At 51.0% G+C, this 19,008-nt stretch carries 10 protein-coding genes; 9 read left to right on the top strand and 1 reads right to left on the bottom strand.

Annotated elements, in window-relative coordinates; genetic code table 11:
* Positions 1 to 3: 3 nt before the first annotated feature.
* Positions 4 to 1,410: an MFS transporter gene (locus FD47_RS07975; RefSeq protein WP_054734728.1), complete on the top strand. Its 1,407-nt coding sequence runs from the start codon at positions 4 to 6 to the stop codon at positions 1,408 to 1,410.
* Positions 1,411 to 1,523: 113 nt separating this feature from the next.
* On the top strand, positions 1,524 to 2,174 hold the full coding sequence (locus tag FD47_RS07980; RefSeq protein WP_008214497.1) for a class A sortase: 651 nt from the start codon (positions 1,524 to 1,526) through the stop codon (positions 2,172 to 2,174).
* A gap of 160 nt (positions 2,175 to 2,334) precedes the next feature.
* On the opposite strand, the gene FD47_RS07985 is transcribed toward FD47_RS07980, so the two are convergent.
* Complete coding sequence (locus FD47_RS07985; protein ID WP_054734719.1) at positions 2,335 to 2,958, bottom strand: DUF308 domain-containing protein; 624 nt, start codon at positions 2,956 to 2,958, stop codon at positions 2,335 to 2,337.
* 317 nt (positions 2,959 to 3,275) lie between these two features.
* Here FD47_RS07985 and FD47_RS07990 point away from each other — a divergent pair, with 317 nt between their 5' ends.
* The 7 genes from FD47_RS07990 to FD47_RS08020 form a co-directional block, all read left to right on the top strand.
* Entirely contained in the window at positions 3,276 to 5,129 is a 1,854-nt protein-coding gene (locus FD47_RS07990; protein ID WP_056980444.1) for a hypothetical protein, read from the top strand.
* Between the two features lie 41 nt (positions 5,130 to 5,170).
* The gene (locus tag FD47_RS07995; RefSeq protein ID WP_054734710.1) at positions 5,171 to 6,727 is read left to right on the top strand and encodes a glycosyltransferase; all 1,557 of its coding nucleotides are present in this window, start codon (positions 5,171 to 5,173) and stop codon (positions 6,725 to 6,727) included.
* A gap of 2 nt (positions 6,728 to 6,729) precedes the next feature.
* Positions 6,730 to 8,268: a glycosyltransferase gene (locus tag FD47_RS08000; protein WP_054734707.1), complete on the top strand. Its 1,539-nt coding sequence runs from the start codon at positions 6,730 to 6,732 to the stop codon at positions 8,266 to 8,268.
* Positions 8,269 to 8,280: 12 nt separating this feature from the next.
* Entirely contained in the window at positions 8,281 to 10,338 is a 2,058-nt protein-coding gene (locus FD47_RS08005) for a coiled-coil domain-containing protein (protein WP_056980446.1), read from the top strand.
* A 35-nt stretch (positions 10,339 to 10,373) separates the two neighbouring features.
* The gene (locus tag FD47_RS08010) at positions 10,374 to 11,636 is read left to right on the top strand and encodes a hypothetical protein (protein ID WP_056980448.1); all 1,263 of its coding nucleotides are present in this window, start codon (positions 10,374 to 10,376) and stop codon (positions 11,634 to 11,636) included.
* A 60-nt stretch (positions 11,637 to 11,696) separates the two neighbouring features.
* A complete protein-coding gene (locus FD47_RS08015) occupies positions 11,697 to 12,941 on the top strand; it encodes a hypothetical protein (RefSeq protein ID WP_054734687.1) in 1,245 nt (414 codons plus the stop codon).
* Between the two features lie 197 nt (positions 12,942 to 13,138).
* On the top strand, positions 13,139 to 19,008 hold a 5,870-nt coding region (locus FD47_RS08020), incomplete at its 3' end, for a MucBP domain-containing protein (RefSeq protein ID WP_156404144.1).

A 19,008-nucleotide genomic window follows, 5' to 3' on the forward strand; every position in this document is an offset into this window, starting at 1 on the left:
TTCGTGAAGCAACCAAATCAATGGATCCTGTTGATGTCCACGTCGATTGTGTCGTTCATGTCGACGATTGACGCCAGTATTGTGAACATTGCCGTTCCTAAAATGTCACGGGATCTACATATCTTGAATAATCAAGCCGAGTGGGTGGTTTCGGTCTATTTAGTAACGATTTGCGTGCTGTTAATTTTGTTTGGGCGGTTATCTGATCAGATTGGTCGGGTGCGTCTGTTTCAAATTGGTACGCTGATTTTCGTGACCGGGTCCCTTTTCTGCGGTCTCAGCGTTAATTTACCAACCATTCTTGCCTCAAGGATGCTTCAGGCACTTGGGGCGTCGATGACGATGGCAACGAACTTCGGGATCATCACCGATATCTTTCCACCGAGCCGTCATGGCTTGGCGCTTGGGGTGAACAGTTCATTCGTGCAAGTTGGCAACATCGCCGGCCCTGGAATTGGCGGGCTTATTCTGAATGTGCTGAACTGGCACTATATTTTTTTCATTAACGTGCCAATCGGCATTGTCGCATATTTCTTGGGCCATCATTTTTTCCCGCGGGCCAAACGGCATGCTGGTCGACCGGCAATCGATGTTCCGGGGTATCTTACCTATGCGGCGATGATTATCAGCTTCTTCTTGATGATCTTTTGGGGGCAGGTGATCGGCTTTGGCCACTGGAAAATTCTTTGCCTGGCAGGATTAACTTTGGCTTTGATTATCGCTTTTGTGCTGATTGAACGTCGGCAAAGCAAGCCGCTGATTGATCTGCGGATTTTTCATAATCTGGGCTTTTCCTTCGGGATTATTTCCGCCATGCTGGTCTACATGTGCGGGTACTTTAACAACGTCATCATGCCATTTTATTTGCAGGATCGCCTGCAGCTATCAGCCGGGATTACTGGCTTGATCCTGATGGCCGTGCCAATTGTCAACGTGTTTAGCGCGCCGGTTGGCGGTACGATTTCAGACCACATTGGTGCTGAAAAAATTTCATTTTTCGCCCTGTTTATTTTTTTAGTGCCCGAAATTATTTTTATCTTGGTAACGCCCCAGTGGTCACTCCTGTGGCTGGTAATTGGGCTGGCTTTCTTCGGTTGCGCCAACGGGGCTTTCCAGAACAACCCGATGATCATGGGAAATGCCGGCAAAGAGTTTCAGGGAATCGCCGGTTCAATTGCCGCTCTCGGAAGAAACCTGGGGATGTCGATTGGCTTGGCGCTGGCAACGACATTGCTGTATCACGGCATTAGCTTGCGGGCCGGTTACCGGATGACGACTTTTCCGGATGCGCATCCGGATTGGTTTGTCTGGGGGATGCACTACGCGTATGCCTTTGCCCTGGGATTAATCGTGGTTGCGATCGGCATCTTGGGGGTGGTCTTGAGACGAAAGGCCAGCCGGACCAGCTAATTTTTGAAATCGGTAGTAGGCCGGCAGTCACCAAAATGACCCGGATCCAGGTTCGATGCTAGAATAAGTTTTAGTTTCAAGCTAAAACGGAAAATCAATGGGGGAACGATTCGATGAACAGATCCAAAAAGCATTTTCGGGGAAGACGATTAGCCGTTTGGGGACTCTTGGGGGTCCTTGTTTTGCTTTGCCTGGGCCTTATTTTTAACCAGCAGCTTGCAATGCTGCTGGTAAGGCATAATCAGGCGCAGTTGGCTCATTTGCCAAAGTCGACCTTAGTTCAAAATGATCGGCAAAAGCACTGGGAGAGTCATCCTGCGAAGGTGAGAAACTTTTCAAACGGTGACGCGGTTAAATCCGTTTCACAATCGGCCCAAAATAAACGGGCGACGGTTGCGTACTTGAATATCCCGGCAATTAATGTTCATCTGCCAATCCTGTATCAGGTCACCAATGCCCATTTAGCCGTGGGAGTGGCCACCCTGCGGGCAAATCAGAAGCTGGGAAAGGGCAATTACGTTGTCTTCGGCCATAACTTTGAGAATTCAACGATGCTGAGCAATTTGCAAAATCTGCATAGGGGAAACACCATCACCGCCACCAATGGCCTGCATACTTATAAATATCGCGTTACCAAGAACATTGTGATTAACGAATATAATTGGCGATACACCAAGCCGACCAAGCATAAGGTGATGACCGTGATTACCTGTGCTGATGGTGGGGCTACTCGCCAGATGGTCAGAGCAAGGCTGGTATCGTAATGCGAACGCTGGCATCGCTTGATCGGTCAGCAAGCCTGTGAAAAAGTAATGGGCGGTCGTTTCGACCATTTCCGTTTCAGACAACAAAAAAACAATCTAAGATTAGAGCCGGTTGGAAGCCGTAAGGGCCATCGCAGTCGGCATTAATCTTAGATTGTTTTTATTTAACGAAATTTTGAACGGGTTTGCCATCTTTGAGCGTCAGGAGGGTGGTTAGTTTTGGAAGGTGATCCTTGATAATCAGCTGGTAACCAGGACCCAAGGTTTTTTTGATTGAGCGGCTGGTCTTTTCAAAGCTGGCGACACTATCCGACCACTTAATTTGTTTAGCCTGATTGGGGTGAGCTTTCAAATAAACCATTGCCTTGGTATACCCGGAGTCGGTGATGGTCAGGACGTAAGTTTTCTGGTTTGAATTAAAAGTGAGTTTGCCCATTGATTGATAGCTGGTCGCAAGCTGTTTTCGGGTGGCCTGTTCATTGAGCTGTTGATGAGCGGCTGCCCGTTTCTTAGCCCCGCCATCAAAAACCATGTTTTGCGGGTGCGGTGCCAGGGAGGCCTTCTTGGTAGATTGGCTGCTTCTTGCTTTCTGGGTGCTGAGCTGATTATGCCAATCCTTGGGCAGGGTGACGATACCAAAGATCACCAGCGCCATGCCGGCAACCATTAACCCCACAATCCATGAACGGCTTTCATGATGATAAGTTGCCGAGACAAAAGAAAAAAATCCTAAAAATAACATAATTGCCCCGATAATGCTGACGTAGACGGTAAAGCTGAACATAAAAATAGCCTCCCAAAGATAAGTTAACCCGACGTTACGATAAGTTTTAGTTGTAAAATTTCGGGTGAGATGGTAAAACATAAATGATTATTAGCATTTTAATCAAAACCTAATTTTCTTGATAAGAATTCAGGAAAATCATACAGTAATTTTTAGCGGCTGTAAAGCAGAATGGGGGTTCTGCGGCGGGGCTGTTAAGTTTACTTGGTGCTCATCATCTTAGAATTAGATGTGGACACCGGCAGTTCCAACATATCGCTGGGTAAGTTTGTTTTCGGTTTTGTGGTGTCGCGGGGACGCCATAAGAGGGAATTATCATGACAAATCATCACGGGGAAGAAGCACTTTTTAATGCGGCCAGCCCGGTCTTTAATGATCGGATTCCGCAAACTTTAATTGATCAATCAAATGAGCTCGTTTTAGCCGCACGTCCAATTTTCGGCAGTCTTCCAAAAAATACTGCTGATCAGACGTTTTCTTTGACTTTGAAAACGTTACGAATCGAACGCCAGTTGAAACGGGCCCAGACTGTCTCTGAAGCACTCAAAAAACAGTTAAGCACGCAGCTTAATGCCGAGTTTAAAGCGCTCGAAGTCCAGTTGAATCAGGTGAACCATGAGCTGAATCGATACGCCCCGCGGCATGATGAAAATGGCAGGGGTACGAAGGATCAATTGAGACAACAGCTCGATGGGTTAGCCAAAACCCATAATGCGCTGCTAACTCAGGGTGATCAGATCAAGGATCAGCTGCGAGCTCGCAAAATTAAGCAGGCGAAGTTAGCTCAGGTTGCCGCCAATTTAACCGGTCGGCTCAAGGACCTGGACTACTCTTTTTCAGGTGTGATTGAGACAATCAAGAAAATGCAAAATCCCGACGAAGCCGATGGTGCCCTGGCAAGCATCTCAGCGGAGTCAGGTTCTTTCAGGTCGCTTATTTCAGATACTCGACGGCGGCTTAACGAGGTCCAGGCGGCTTCCAAACAGCTGGATCTTGAAATTGACGAATTAAATAAGCAAATCGGTTCACAAAACTCCCACATGGCATCGCTCGGCCTTCAACTTGGTCAAATTGCGAAGGTCGTCAGCTTTTCCAGTGGGAGTTTTAAGCATGGCAGAAATCGGGATCCTTCACAACAGAATGTCGAAGTCGTCCAGAGAATGCAACGGCAGCGTGATTGGCTGGTTAAACGGCTTAAGTCAATTGCCGCCTCCCAAGCATTATCCAGGACGGGTCATGCGATGATGCCCCAGTTTATTGCTGATTCGGGACATCACTATTACATTTATTCCAATACACTGCAGCCGGAAAATAAAAACATTGATTTTGAGCTTAAACGGCTGATGACCGTATTTGACGGCGTTGAGCCCCAGACAACCTTGCTCACCACGCAATTTAGTGACGATGGGCCAGCTGCGTTTCAGCAATACGTTGCAAGAAACGTGATTAGTGATCAGGTAACCTACACGAATTTGTATGATGACCTTTTCCGCTATGACAAACGGTTTGCCGGGCTGCAGGTTGGATCGCTGCTACACCGAATGCACGAACAGGGATGGCGTCGAGAAGATGTCGATCCCGATGGTGGGCAGATATGGGTACGTGAAGCGCTGAGGCGGAAGTTGTTTTTGCGGGCCGACCAAACGGTTCGTCAAATCTTTAGTTACGACCGCAACCAAGTCCTCATTCAGGTCGATGTCTTTAGTCCTGAAGAGCAGCTCATGGCGACCCAGTATATAAAAAATGGTAACCAGGTTTCCACTGAGGATTTCTTCCGAAAATCGGACCACAGTGTCGTGATTTCCAAGGAATATCGGGATAACCGGTTACTCAATATTCAAGTTCGCGACCGCTCAGGAATCCTGGTTTCGGTGTTAAAAGACCCGATTGACCTGGAGCGATGGTGGTTTAATCAAAAACTGACGAGTTCCCGCGACGTGTTGGTCTTGGATGGCCAATCGGAACTTTGTCACCGGTTGATGACTGATTCAGACCGCAAGTTCTCACTGTTACCGATTTTTTCGACTTTCGATGCCAAGCAACCGGTTGAAACCGATATTTTGGCGGGAAAGGGTGATTTTGCGGGGGTACTGGCAGTTGATCAGCAGGTATTGGCGGCGTTGGCGACAGCGCCCCACGGAGTATTTGATATCGCGGTAATTGGGGATTAACGCGACAGCTCGTTTAACAACGCATTGAAGAGGGGGTTCATATGTTTTTCTTCTTAAACGATGGCATTAACTTTAATAAATCAGGGATTGAACATGCTCAGATCAAACGACTTCGATTGTTCAACGAATATGGGCAACCGGCTAAAATTGTGACGCGTCAATTGGCAATGAATTTGCACGAGATTACGGCTGACGCGGGGATTGCGGATAAGGATTTCGTTAACCTGTTTGATTTCTTTCAGGGGACAACCATGTATAAGCCGCAGCGCTTTACGATGACCGACCTCGACTTACCTAGTGATTACACTTACGAAGCCGAGGGCGACGAAAAGATCCACGTGAAGGATCATGGTCAGCAAATTATGATCGTGGCCAAACGGTCCAAGGATGACGACCGGTTAAATTGGGTCCAGTACTTTGGCAGTAACGGCCGGCTGGTTCACATGGTATGGTATGACACCCGCGGATTCGCGGCTTTGGAGCAGTTCTTCTCGTTTGGAACCAAGTTGGTTTCAGAGCAGTTGCTGGCGCCAAACGGCAAGGTAGTGTATCAGCGTTACCGCCTTCCAAAGCGGGATGGCGCGGCTGACACCTCCCTGCAGCGGATCATTGACTTTCACGGCCGGGACTACAAATTTGCCGGGTTCAATGATCTCACGACGTTCTTTTTGGACCAGTTGAATTACGCAACCGGTGAGGCCAATGCGATTATCGTTGACCGAACCTTTGAGTTAGCCTGGGCGGTTCAGCACATGGATACGCCAATCTTTAAAGTGATGCATTTGCATAACAATCACGTGAACGATAGTCGTGACAGTCAGCACTCGGATTTGAACTTTAATTACCAGTACATGATTACCAACCGCCGGCGCTGGGATGGCATCATTGCCCTGACACCGTGGCAATACGATGACTTCACGAAGCGCTTTGGCAAGAATCGCCCGAAAGTGTACGACATTCCGGGTGCCGTGACTGACGACGCGATTTTGAAGAAGCCCCACGTCAAATGGGCTACCAGAAAGCCGCATTCAGTCATCATGGTTGCCCGTTTATCACCGGAAAAGCAGCAGGATGATTTAATCCACGCCTGGAAAACGGTGCACCAACAGGTTCCGGATGCCACGTTGGATTTCTGGGGTTACAGCAACGGCGATACCGGCAAACAACTCCGTGAGCTGGTAACTAAACTCGGATTGAATGACACCATCACGTTCAACGACTATTCGAACAACATTTCAAAAGTTTATGAAGCGGCACAATTATTGATTCTGCCGTCAAGAGCGGAGGGGCTGCCACTAACGTTGGTTGAAGCCCAGGCCCATGGGTTGCCGATTATCGCGACGGATATTAAGTATGGGCCGCGGGATGTGGTCAACGATACCGTCGATGGGTTCTTAATCAAGAACCATGACATTTCTGCCTTGGCTGACAAGATTATTGAACTCCTCACCCATCCCAAAGAAATTCAAGAATTTAGTGAAAATGCTTACAAGGACAGTTGGAAATATTCGGGCCAGTCAGTCTGGAAAAAGTGGCTGCAGCTGGTCAAGGACGCCCAAAAGCAGGCGCAGGTTCCCGAAAGAATTGAGGTGAGCTAACCATGTACTTTTTCTTAAATCAATACATCATGGCGTTAAATTCCGGCCTTGAACATGCTGAAATGAAGCGCCAGGCACTTTTCAAGAAAAAGGGCGTGGCTTCCAGAATTGTGACGCGCGATTACGACCGGTCTCTTCATCGAAACGCCGCTGAATTCGGTCTTGATCAGGATGATTTGGTGAATATGTATGACTTCTTTCAGGACAGCGTCACCGTCACGCCCCAAAAGTTAACCACGAAATCATTGAATTTGCCGATTGCCTATCAGGTCAGCCCGGACAACAACCTTTCTCAGGTCTACGAAGGTGATCGACTGGTGTTGAACATTCACCATACGCCGGGCCGGGTTGGTGAGTTATTCTTCACCGAATATTTCGACGAATACGGAAATGTGACGAACCGGGTACTGTACGACTCGCGGGGATTTAAGTCATCTGAGCAGTTTCTTAATGGGGATGGCGTCGTGTACGCGGAAATCTTCTTTAAGCCGGATGGCACCCGCGCGATTGAGCGGTATTATGAAAAGCTTCCGGATTCAAAAGCGGCACCAATTATCTTTAACATTCGCCTGATTAATTATCAGGGGCGCGACTACTATTTCAATAGCGAAGCGGATTTCTTCACATTTTTCTTAAACGAATTGAACCAATCAGAGGGTGGCAACAACGTCTTTATTGCCGACAGACCGGCGATTGCCAACATGCCGATGATTGAAATGAAGACACCGGCGCGCAAATTAATTTGGTTCCCGATTCTGCACGCCGTTTCGCCCGCGGATCAGGTTGACTCGGAACTTGATGGTAACTATAAGGTTGCCCTGAGCAGTCACCTTAACGACATTGATGGCTTAATTACCATGACCGAAGCCCAGGCCCGCCAGTTGCGCACGCGGCTGCATGATGACCACTTACCAATCTATGTCATTAATGGGGCGCCCGTTAGTACCAAACAATTACGCAAGAAGAAGCTGCCGGCGGTCAACCGGGTTGGCAGCAAAGTCCTCTACGTGGGGCGGCTCGATGCCAGTAAGGGTGTTGACAATCTGATTCGGGCCTTTGCGTTAGTTGCCCGGCAGGTTCCCGAGGCCCGGTTGGATATTCGGGGTTATGGGCCGACCGATTACGTTAAGATCCTGGAGAATTTAATCAAAGATCTCAAGTTGAACGACAAGGTGGCGATTTCCGGTTATACATCAAAAATTGATGACGTTTACGATACCGCGAAAGTTTTCGCAACGGCTACTAAGCAGGATGCCTTCCCCCTGGCAATGGTCGAGGCACTCTCCCATGGGTTGCCGTTGATTGCCTTTGATGTCAATTACGGGCCCAAAGAAATTATTGAAAACGGCCAAAACGGCTATCTGTTGAAGGATGGCGACATTTACAACCTGGCGCAACGGATGATTGAACTGTTAAAGGACCCGGCCCAGCTGGAAGCAATGAGCGAAAATGCCTACCAATCGGCAAAACGGTATTCAATGACAAAAATATGGCAACAGTGGCAGCAGTTGCAGAAAACGCTCGCGACGCAGCCGACATAGGAGGTGGCTTCAATGAGTTTTTTCCATCCATTCAGAGATCGAAAAAAAGCTAAGAAACAGCAGGAATTGACATTGCAGGACAAGCAGCCAGATAAAAAGGATCCCGAAAAATCTTCAGCTGATCCGGCCGTCAAGCAACGATCGATTTCCACTAACGTTGCGTATGATCTGTCAAAATCAACCGGCAAGAAAGTGAAGCCGGTTGCCCAAGATTCCCGGGACCAGTCGGCGACGACTTTGGCCAATTTGGAATCCGTCACGGCAACCCGGGAATCGATTGAAAGTGATATCAAATCAATTTATAGCCGCCTTCACGAGGTTCAAAATAGTCTGAAAGACAATTTAAACCGGGAGTCTGGACTCATTCAGGATCAAATTGCTTATAGTGATTCCAAGCGGCGGATGGTTGATCGCAAGTCCGAACACATCCGCAACTCGATCGACGATGTGAAGAGCAAGCTTGCCGAACTGGATTTGAAGAAGCTTGACGCTCAGGTGGCCCAGCTTCGGGAACGCAAGCAAATCACTGAAGATGACCAGCATAATAACGAAGTGCGGATCACCTCGATTCAGCAGCAGATTGCCGAGAGTAAGAAGCAGCGTGGTGCGCTTCAACAGGACATTCGCAATTTGGAGGCGGATAAAAACGACCTGTTTGTCCAGCTGAAGAGCGAAGACAAGGTTGAAGTATTCTTGGAAAAGGCCGAGCCGGTTCGTAACCAAATTAAGGCGCTTACCAAGCAGCAGGATCAAAAGGCGGCTGACATCGAGAAGATGGTCGATCGCGAGAAACAGCTTCAGGAAACGACCGAAAAGGTGACCGAGCAGAATAAAACGCTGCAGGATCGCTTAAATGATATTGAAACCACCATTGAGCAAATCGGTCACCGCCGCAATAAGTGGCAGGCCGACATTGGTGAATACGAAGCGTCATTGAAGGACCTGAACAGCCAGCTTGTCGCCACAACCCAATCCTCTGAAGCCCTAGAGAAGCAGCGTGGTGAGTGGGACAAACGCCTTAAGGTTGTTCAGCAAAAACTTCTACAGTTTACCAACGCCAACGTTTCAACCAGCAATATTGACCTTGGGCACGGCAGTTATTACTTTTACACGCCGGATGTGCCCCAAATAACTCAAGAAAATCAAGATGTGATTCGCGGCTACGAACAGTTTTTTAAGCAACGGCACATCACCCCGATCTTACTAACGACGGCCTATAACGAAGAGGGCCAACGCCAGTTATCGGAATTAAAGCGCAAGGGCAAGATTGATAATCAGGTCACCATGATCAATTTGTATGATGACCTTCAGGGGCGCTTGACCACCCGAATTCCCAAGAAAATTGCGTTTACCCCCGATCCGACTTGGCGAAAAGAAGAAGCAAAGCATGCCAATCAGATTCAGTACTTTAACGTTAATGATGAAGTTGTTCGGGTGGTGGTGTACCGACCAAATCGACCGCAAATTTGGATGATTAACTATTTTGAAACTGGTCAACTGATGAAACGGGATGTGTTTGATCATGACGGGTACCTGTCCGTGACGCAGACCTTTGATATTTTGGATCACAACCAAATTAAGGAGGAACGGTTCTATAAGGATGACGGGTCCGTTCGTTTGGTGAAACACTATGACACCTTTGCCGGCGACCTCATCGATATTCAAGTAATGGATGATCAGGAATTATTATTTAACGTCTTTCATTCCGAGGTTGATTTTGAGGCAAACTGGATTCGCCAAAAGATTTCCGAGCAGGATCAAAGCCGGCTAATGATTAATGTTTCCTATCCCGGATTTGCGCAACTTGCCGGGTCTGGCAGTGCCAGCTACTCATTGATCCCGATCCTTGATTCCATGAATCAGGACAAGCTAAAGGATGCGTTGGACCGGGCCAATCTGGTTCAAACCGTGGCCACGGATGACGAAAAGAAGGCCCAGCAATTTCAGGACTGGTTCGGCCAACGGTATTCAATTTGGATTATCAAAAAAGCCGATTACGACCCTAATAATTTTCACATGGTATTGCCTAACGTTACGGGTGGTAAACAGGCGTCGACACCAGGAGGCTGATAAGCCATCAATAAGCGAAGAGGAGGTTAACCGTCATGCAGGATCGCTTTGATGAATTGATGGATGATCTTTTTGAACGGTTTGATTTTGTTCATAGCGATATCCGGTTGGCAGATTTGCTGGATTTAGGGTTATTTCTTGCCCGGCGTTACGGGGCAATGCCGCCGTACCCGTTTCCGATGGTCTATTCAACCATTCAGAGTCGGCTGTCGCTGCAGCTTATTGAGGATTTAATCTGGGCTGACCATTGGACGTTGGCGCAGTTGGAAACGTTTCTTCTTCGGGCCGAACAGCTATACATCACCAAAATAGCGGACTGGCAACAGCTTGCCGGACCCCACGCGCAACGGCTTGCCGAATTAGTGACGGATGCCAAACTGCGTTATCTGCCACTGGCGACCGTTGACCTGGCGGCGGATCTGGATTTTAAGTCCAACGCTGACGAAAAGTTTTACGGCGTTGAGCAGGTCACGTGGTACCAGAATACCGACGCGATCCAGGAATTTGATGAGCGGGTAGCCCTTCCCGGCAACGTGGCAATTATCACCGCCCTAAAGGATCAGCTGCACGAATACAGTCCGCAGGGGACGCTGGTCCTCTCAAATCAACGGCTGGTGCACCACTACCGGGATGCAAACGGTGAGTTAGTCATCAAACAGCTGCAGGTCAGTAAGCTTTCAGTGGTGAAAATTTATCAAGACGCGGTCCTCATCTGGATGGACCAGCTGCCCCTCCTGTTGAAAACGGCCAACCCCAATGAGTTGGGGACGCTGATTCTCAGGCTAATGAATGCGACGGAGACTGATTCTTTTGTCACCAATGGGCTGACGATCGATCACGACCAAATTGTCCTGGCAAAGCCAGCGGCTAACGAGATTTTTCACCAGGCAAAGGATCAGTTAACGACGTTTGCGGGGACGCAGTTTGAGCTCACTTTTCAAACCCATCAGCAGGTGGTTGATTTATCGCTACTGCTGGCAAATGACCATCTGGCCGCCCGCGTCCGTCAGCTATTGGCGGCAAAGGACGTTGTGAAGTGGCGGGACACGATCAGTACGCCGCTGCTGAAAATCATCTTTCGACTGTTATTTATCGGGTACGACGTGAACCTAGAAGTGATTGATCCGTTTGCAGCGGATGGGGCCACCATTTTATTGGAGATGCTGGCCGGTAACCTAACCGTTAATTTGGGAGTGGGACTACAACGCCCAATTTCTCAGTTTAACAACGATCAGTTAATTATGAATACCGAGGCGGGCTTGATTGACCGCCGTTCACTGAAGTATTTGGCAACTTAAGGGGATGGTGCCAAAGTGGGGCTTTACTAAATATCTCAAAATGGGTCTGGTGATAACGTGATGAAAGAATCAAGAAATCAACTAAATACATCTTCCGGCACCTCTCCCAATAACGATAAAATGGCGGCAAATGCGCTTTCGACAGCCAGTGCAGCCGTAACTCAGGCGTATGAAGCCAGCGAAAGCCTGCTGGTTGCTCAGGTGGCGGCTGCCAATGAATCGCAGAACACCGTGGTGGCTGATTGGGTAAAAAAAGCTGCCGCAGCGTATTCGTCGGCTGATTCTTATGCAGCCGTTGCCAGTGCAGCTGCCAGTGACCTGCAGGTGAAGTCGGGGGATGCCAAAGCGGTGGCGTCGGGCAGCCAGCGAATTGCCAGTGCGGCAAAGATGGTTGGCGCCCAAGTTGATTTGGCGAAGGCTCATGCCAGTGCGGCGGTTAGCGCGACCGACCAACAGGCCACGGCGCCGCTTGCCAAAAAAGCAGCGGGTTCAGCGACCGCTTATCACCAGCAGATTCAAGCGTTAGCGTCAAAAACCGCTAAGGCGTTACAATTGGCGGCCAGTGATTATGATCGCGCCACGGTTGCGGCTGCTGCCGGCGGCCTCACCTCGGCGGGGGCGCTGTCAATGACGGAGTTGGATCAGGCGGCTTCCGAAATTCAGACGCTTGCCGGCGTTAATGATCTGGGTGTTCAGCTGTCATCTGATTATGCCAGCCAGGCCGCGTCGTATGCTGCCGATGGAAACGGTATTTATGCCCAAGTTGCCGCGATTGAGCTTTCTCAAAGCGTTGATCTGTTGAAGTCGGCAAATGATTATATTACCCAGTATGCACAGCTGATGAATCATCATGCCACCGCCATTTTTGAAGGGGCCGATCAGGTGGCGCCATCTGCTGAGCCACCCATGCAGCCGGCGGGCAGCGAGTCGGACCCATCACTTGACGGTTCGGATACGCTGCCCGCTGATCAATCATTGGCTGCAGCGGCCGTGACTGAAGAACCAAGCGCGTCGTCACCAGCGACTGATTCTCACGTTCCAAGCGCATCTTCGGCAGCTGTTGGGAAACAAAACGCCACAAGCTCGGTTGAAATGACAACGCCGAAGAATGGCACGGCGGGAGTTGTGCCGCCGATTGTCGCCCCGATTGTGCCGGTTGGCCCACCAGAAGAAGCCCAAGCGCATTCCGGGACCACGCCACCCGCCGCGAATTCGGCTCAAGAAGCGGCCCAGGCAAGTCGTCACCATGGGGTAGCAGAACAAGAAAACGCCCAATCCGCTGCTGAAATGGCATTGATTGGATAAATTATTTGCTGCTAATTCTCTGTCAGCGTTAAAGGATCAGTCATCAAACACCACTGCTAAGCATGAATAACGCTTATTAAAGGGGGAAGTTACGATGTCAATTCAATTGTTAGTGACCATTATCGGATTCACACCCTAGCTGGTGTGAATCCGAATCATTAAGCCTCAAGATAAATTAACATAAAGGGGGAGAAGATATGACCTTAGACTTACTGAACAAGAGTAAGCGGCATGCCTATCGATTGGCGAAAGCTAATCCCAAGCAGCGCTACAAGATGTATAAGTCACATAAGGGTTGGTTAATTGCCTCGATGACGATCCTGTCTTTTGGATCTGAATTCGTGTTAGGCAACGTGCATCAAACTAAAGCCGACTCTACGGGGAGTGACGCATCAAGTTCGAGTAGCTCGACTGAAAGTTCCACTGCCAATCAAGGCGTTAATGTGAATTACGTTGATACAGATGGTAATCAGGTTGCTGAAAGTCAAACAATCGTCCCTGCCCAGGGAGGCACTTACGACCAACCGCAACAGGTTGAAATTCCGGGTTATGCGTACGTTGGAACTGAAGGGAGTTCACAACAGGCGGCCGGCAATTCAAGCTCGGTCACTGTGCGTTACGCGAAGGTGACCACGCCTGATTCCACGACCCAATCAACGAATGATGGGGCGTCTTCACAGGCATCTGATACAACCGGCACCCAGGCGCAGAGTGAGTCAAGCGCGCAAACTGCTTCGAGTACACAGTCGGCGGCAAGCGCCGTCGCCGCAACACCAAGTGCCAATGTCACAACGGCGACGACTTCGGCCGCAGCTGATGACAGTAGCCTGACAAGTGCCAGTCAAAGCACGATTGATAACGCCAGCGCAATGGCTGCAAGTCAATCAGCTTATGACGCCATTCAAGCTCAAAATAAAGTTTTGAGCCAGGCTGCCAGCACGGTTTCACAAGCTTCATTGACGGATCCTGATCAAGCGGACATCTCGGATCATAGCGTTGCCTTTGACCTTAATGGCAACCACACGTTTGCTTCCGGATCGGATTTATTTGCCCAGTCAGATTCAACAGCTGATCAAGGCGCCGCCTCAGCGCAAACAACGACCAGTGACGTGCCGGTTCTTTCAGGAACAACTTCGGCTGCCGTTGAAGTCAAGAGTACTGATCCTAAATTACAAGCCGGTCTGGATTTACTTAATCAACTGGCCGTAACCCGGGACGTTGCTTCTGACGTTGTCGTTGACAGTACCACCAGTCGGAAACGTGAGGGGGGCGTTCCAGCCGATTTTGATTTGGAACAGCTGGCACCAACCGCCATGACTTTGGGGGCAAGTTCGTTAGCTGCCACACCGGTTGCTGAAAATCTTGCCGCTGCGGCGGACGCTGCAACAGACAGCCAGTTTTCATTCTCATACAGTGATTATCGCACTAATCCTGATGGGTCCAAGGCAGGATGGACCAACGATGTCGTTGTTACAAACGTCACATTTAATGCCGGTGACTCAAATGCGGCTAGTGCGTTTGCGACGGGGGACACTTTTTTCAATGCTACTTCAGATCCTTCTGAAGTTACGTTTAACTTTGGAAATGGTGCAAGTCTTAAGATCACCCCAACTAATCTTTTACCTGCGGGAACAACTTATAATATCGATTACTCTCGGCCAATAGGCACTCATTCCGGTCCTTACGCGACAATAGTGGTTAGCCAAGCAAAAGTTGGGACGACCTTAGCAACAACGGCTGGACGACCTGGGGATGCCAATATTCCCGTTTGGAATGCTAACAATGATTATAACAAGCCTGGTACCTATGCCGTAATGCTTGATTTTTCAAGTAACCAGCCAAGCGCGGGAGCACCGTTTCCTTATGGAGGCGCCTATTACTTCTTAGTCACGATTAAAGACAGCAGTGCCGAAAACGCTGCTTCCGATTATGCCTTGGCTCAGTCCGGGCAAGCCCAGATTAACCAAGATTTGGCCAATGCAAGTAATGCGAAGGCCCATTATAGTGATGCCGCAACGAGTGCATATAACCAAGTATCCACAGCTGCATCGGCGGCCGCTATTGCAATGGCCGCTGCTTCAGCCGCTGCAAAGGCGGCGAGTGACGCAACGGCCTCCGGTGGCTCTGACGCGGTTTCCGTCGCGGCTTCACAAGCTGCAATTGCTTCGGCTCAAGCGGCCGCAATTGCTAAACTTGTGCCAACAGCCGCAAGTAATGCCTCAACTGCGGTATTTCTTGCTACCGCAGCCGCTAATTCCGCTGCCAATTCTTACAATGTCATTGCCAGTTCCGCTGCAGCCACTTCCCCAGTCGCTTCGTCGGACGCAGCTGTTGTCGCTGCGGCATCCGACGCCGTTGCCAGTTATGCTACATTGGCAAACAGTGACTATCGGGATGTCACGGCAGGTTCAGGAGCCGGTAACCGAAGTGATGCCGGGACCAATGCCCAATCCGCATACGATGCCGTTGCTTCCGCTTCCGCTGCTGCCGCCGATGCCGCTAACAAGGCGGGTCACTCGGATGACGTTGTGAAGGCAAAAGCCGCCGCCTCAACCGCCGTTTCACAAGCGACCGCGGCTCAAAGCCAGATTGCTCAAGATGTCAAGAACGCTTCTGACGCGCGAGCCGCATACCCATCTGATACCCGGGTTGCGAGTCAATACGCCAATGCAAATGCTGCCGCTCAGTCAGCCAACGCTGCGTTGTCGGCTGCCAAGGCCGCCAGCGATGCGATTAACTCATTGGCTGCCGGGCAAGTGACATCAGCGGTTTTCGATCAGATTTCTGCCGCTGCTTCAACGGCTGTTTCACAAGCAAGCTTGGTTGCAGCTGCGGGACCAAAGGCCGCCTCGGCCGCATCGAATGCCGTTTCCGGGGCTACCAGTGACGCGGTTTCTGCCGGCAATTCGTACAGCGCCATTGCCAGTGCGGCTGCTTCAGCTTCGCCAGCCGCTGCCAGTGATGCTGCCGCTGCTTCCGACGCCGCCAGCACCGCTGCAAGTTACGCCGCTAAGGCAAACAGCGAGTACGCGCAAGTAGTTGCTGGCTCGGGTGACCGAAGCGCTGCCGGAAGTGATGCCAGTGCCGCATACGATGCTATCAAGACTGCCAGCGCCGCTGCTTCTGACGCTAAGGATAAGGCGGACTCCGATGCTGCTCCAGGTGTCATGAGTAATGCCAAGTCGACCGCTTCGGCAGCCGTTGCCTCGGCAATTGCCGCCCAAGCTAACATGGCCCAGGACGTGAAGAACGCTTCTGATGCCAATGCCTACAGTAAGGATGCATCCGGGGCATACCGGGACGTTATTGCGGCATCCAACGCCGCTTCGGCAGCCGTTGCCTCAGCTCAGGCCGCATCTAACGCCGTTGCTTCTTACGCTGCTCAAACCATTAGCGCTTCAACGGCCGCATTAGCCAGTGCCGCTGCTTCAACGGCGGCATCACAGGCCGTAATTGTTGCCAGCGCGGCTTCAACCGCTGACGGTCGGGCTTCGGCTGCCGTTTCAACGGCTACCAGCGCGGCTCAATCAGCTGCTGGTTCCTACTTTGCGATTGCCAGTTCAGCCGCAACCGTTACCTCCGATGCTTCCGCGGCAGCTGTTCAGGCTACCAGCGCATCCGCCGCCGTAACGAGTTACGCCAACGCGGCTAATAGTGATTATGCGAATGTTGTTGCCGGATCCGGGGATCGTTCTGACGCTGGGGCCAATGCTCACAACGCGTACGATGCCGTTGCGTCAGTTTCGGCCGCCGCATCTGCCGCTAAGAACGCTGTCGATTCGGCAAGTGCTAACAGTGCCATGTCAGGTAATGCTGCGGCTGCTAATTCGGCATACTCGGCCGCATCCAACGCTGCGGTTATCGCCAAAAATGACGCCGATAACGCCAAAGCTGCGCATGACTTTACGCCAAACAACGTTGCCGTCAGTGATGCTGCCAGCACGGCTGCCTCCAACGCTGCTTTGGCAAGCAACGCTGCTTCAGCTGCGCGGGCTGCTGCAATGGCTGCCAACCAAGCACTGGCTAACAAAGATACCAGTGGGGTTGCCACCGCATCGGCCGCTGCCAATGCTGCTTTGGCAAGCGCTCATTCAGCAGCGTTGCAAACTGCCAGTGCCGCTTCTGACGCCATTTCCGGTGCCACAAGCGATGCCGTTACCAGTGCCGCTGCTGCCAGTGCTGCCTCGGCCGCGCCTTCCAACGCGGCGATTAAGAGCGGGGCCGCCACGGTAGCTGCCTTAGCCAGTGATGCGGTTATCGCTGCTTCGGCTGCCAACTCAGCTGCCAGTGCGGCAGTTGATGCGGCTTCAAGAAATGACGATACCGCTCACGGACCTGCTGCTTCGGCTGCCGGTTCTCAAGCTGCCCGCGCTTATAGTGATGCGAAGGCCGCTTCAACCAGCGCCGGCGCCTTGGACAGTGCTGCTAAGAGTGACGCGGCAAGTAATGCTGCCAGCGGTGGTCAGCAATACGCCACGGATGCCAGTAAGTTTGCCGATGCTGCTAAGAGTTACGCTTCGCTCGCTTCAGGAAATTCAAGTGATGCGGCTTCATTAGTGGCTAAGCACGTCACCGATCCGACATACGCGAAGTTTGCTTCCGATGCTGCGTCTCAAAATACGATTGCTTCCGGGGCTGCCTCTGACGCAGTGATCGCTGCTGCTTCGGCCAGTGCTGCCGCTTCAGATGCAACCGCGGCTTCCAAATCAGGAAACGCCGAGGCTGCTGGAAGTGCGGCTACCATTGCCCAACAGCAACGTAACCGGGCTTCTGATGATGCCGATAAGGCTTCAGATGCTGCCAGTGCTGCTAAGTTAGCTGCTGATTCAGCTGCTAGCCGGGATAAGTCAGATGCTGTCAACTCAGAATCCGGCGCGATCAATAGCGGGGCTGCTCAAATTCACGGTTACGCTAGCGATGCCGCTTCAGCTGCCAGTCAAGCTAAATCAGCAAGCAGTGAAATTGGTGGGCTATCAAGTGCCCATCCTGGCAATCCGCAAATCACCAGTGATCAGAGTATTGCTTCAGATGCTGCCAGTGCTGCGAGTGCCGCTGCTCAATCAGCTGCAACCGCTGACGCTGTCGCCTCAAAGGCCGCTTCTGATTACAACAAGGCGGTTTCTGACTTTAACGCTGCCGGCCAACAACTTCCTGATTCGATTACCTCAAACGCTAAGAAAGCAATTTCCGATGCCCAAAGTGCTGGTTCCGCAGCCGATTCTGCTGCGCAATCACAAAATGCAATTGCTCAGAATGCGTTGTCCGATGCAAAGAGTGCGGCTGATAAAGCAAGCTCAAGTTCCGCTCAATCAGCTGCCAGCGCCGCTTCAAACGCTGCCGTAAGTGCCGGAAACTTTGCTTTACAAGCGGCTTCTGATGCCAAAACGGCCAGTGACGCTGCCAGCGCCTTTCCAAATGATCCTAATTTGGCTGCTGACGCTCAGTCGGCTGCGAGTGCTGCAAGAGTTGCTTCTGATCAAGCGGCGATGGTTTCCAATGCTGCCAAGTCCGCTAGCGATGCCGCTGCTAAGACCCCGGCTGATGCTTCGGCTGCTTCAAATGCGGCATCCGCTGCTTCGAATGCTTTAGCTGCCGCCAGTGCTGCTGGTTCCCAAGCCGCTAGTGCCGCCCGGGACGCGATCAATCGCGCTACGAGCTCAGCTGCCAGTCAAGCCAACTCAGCATCCACATCGGCCGCCGTTGTAGCATCTAACGCGCCAACCAACGCTGACATCCAATCACAAGCTCGAAAAGTCAGTGATTTGGCGTCGGCTGCCAATGCGGCTTCAACCGCTGCGGTTGCTGATGCCCGGGCTGCCAGCGACGCGGCTGCTTCTGGTCGGCCATCCGATCAGGCCAGCTACGCCCGGGCTGCCAGTGATCAGGCTCAAAGTGCTTACGCCGCTGGTAGTGCTGCTGCCAGTGAAGCTAAGGCGATGTCCGATAGTGCCGCAAACGGTGCCAAGTCGGACGCCTCAACCGCCGTTTCTGATTTCTCAGCCGCAAGTTCTGCTTACGCTGAGGCCAACAGTAACGCTAAGAAGCTGTTTAGTATCTTTGATTTTGA

The sequence above is a fragment of the Lentilactobacillus parafarraginis DSM 18390 = JCM 14109 genome (assembly GCF_001435895.1).
GTDB lineage: Bacteria > Bacillota > Bacilli > Lactobacillales > Lactobacillaceae > Lentilactobacillus > Lentilactobacillus parafarraginis.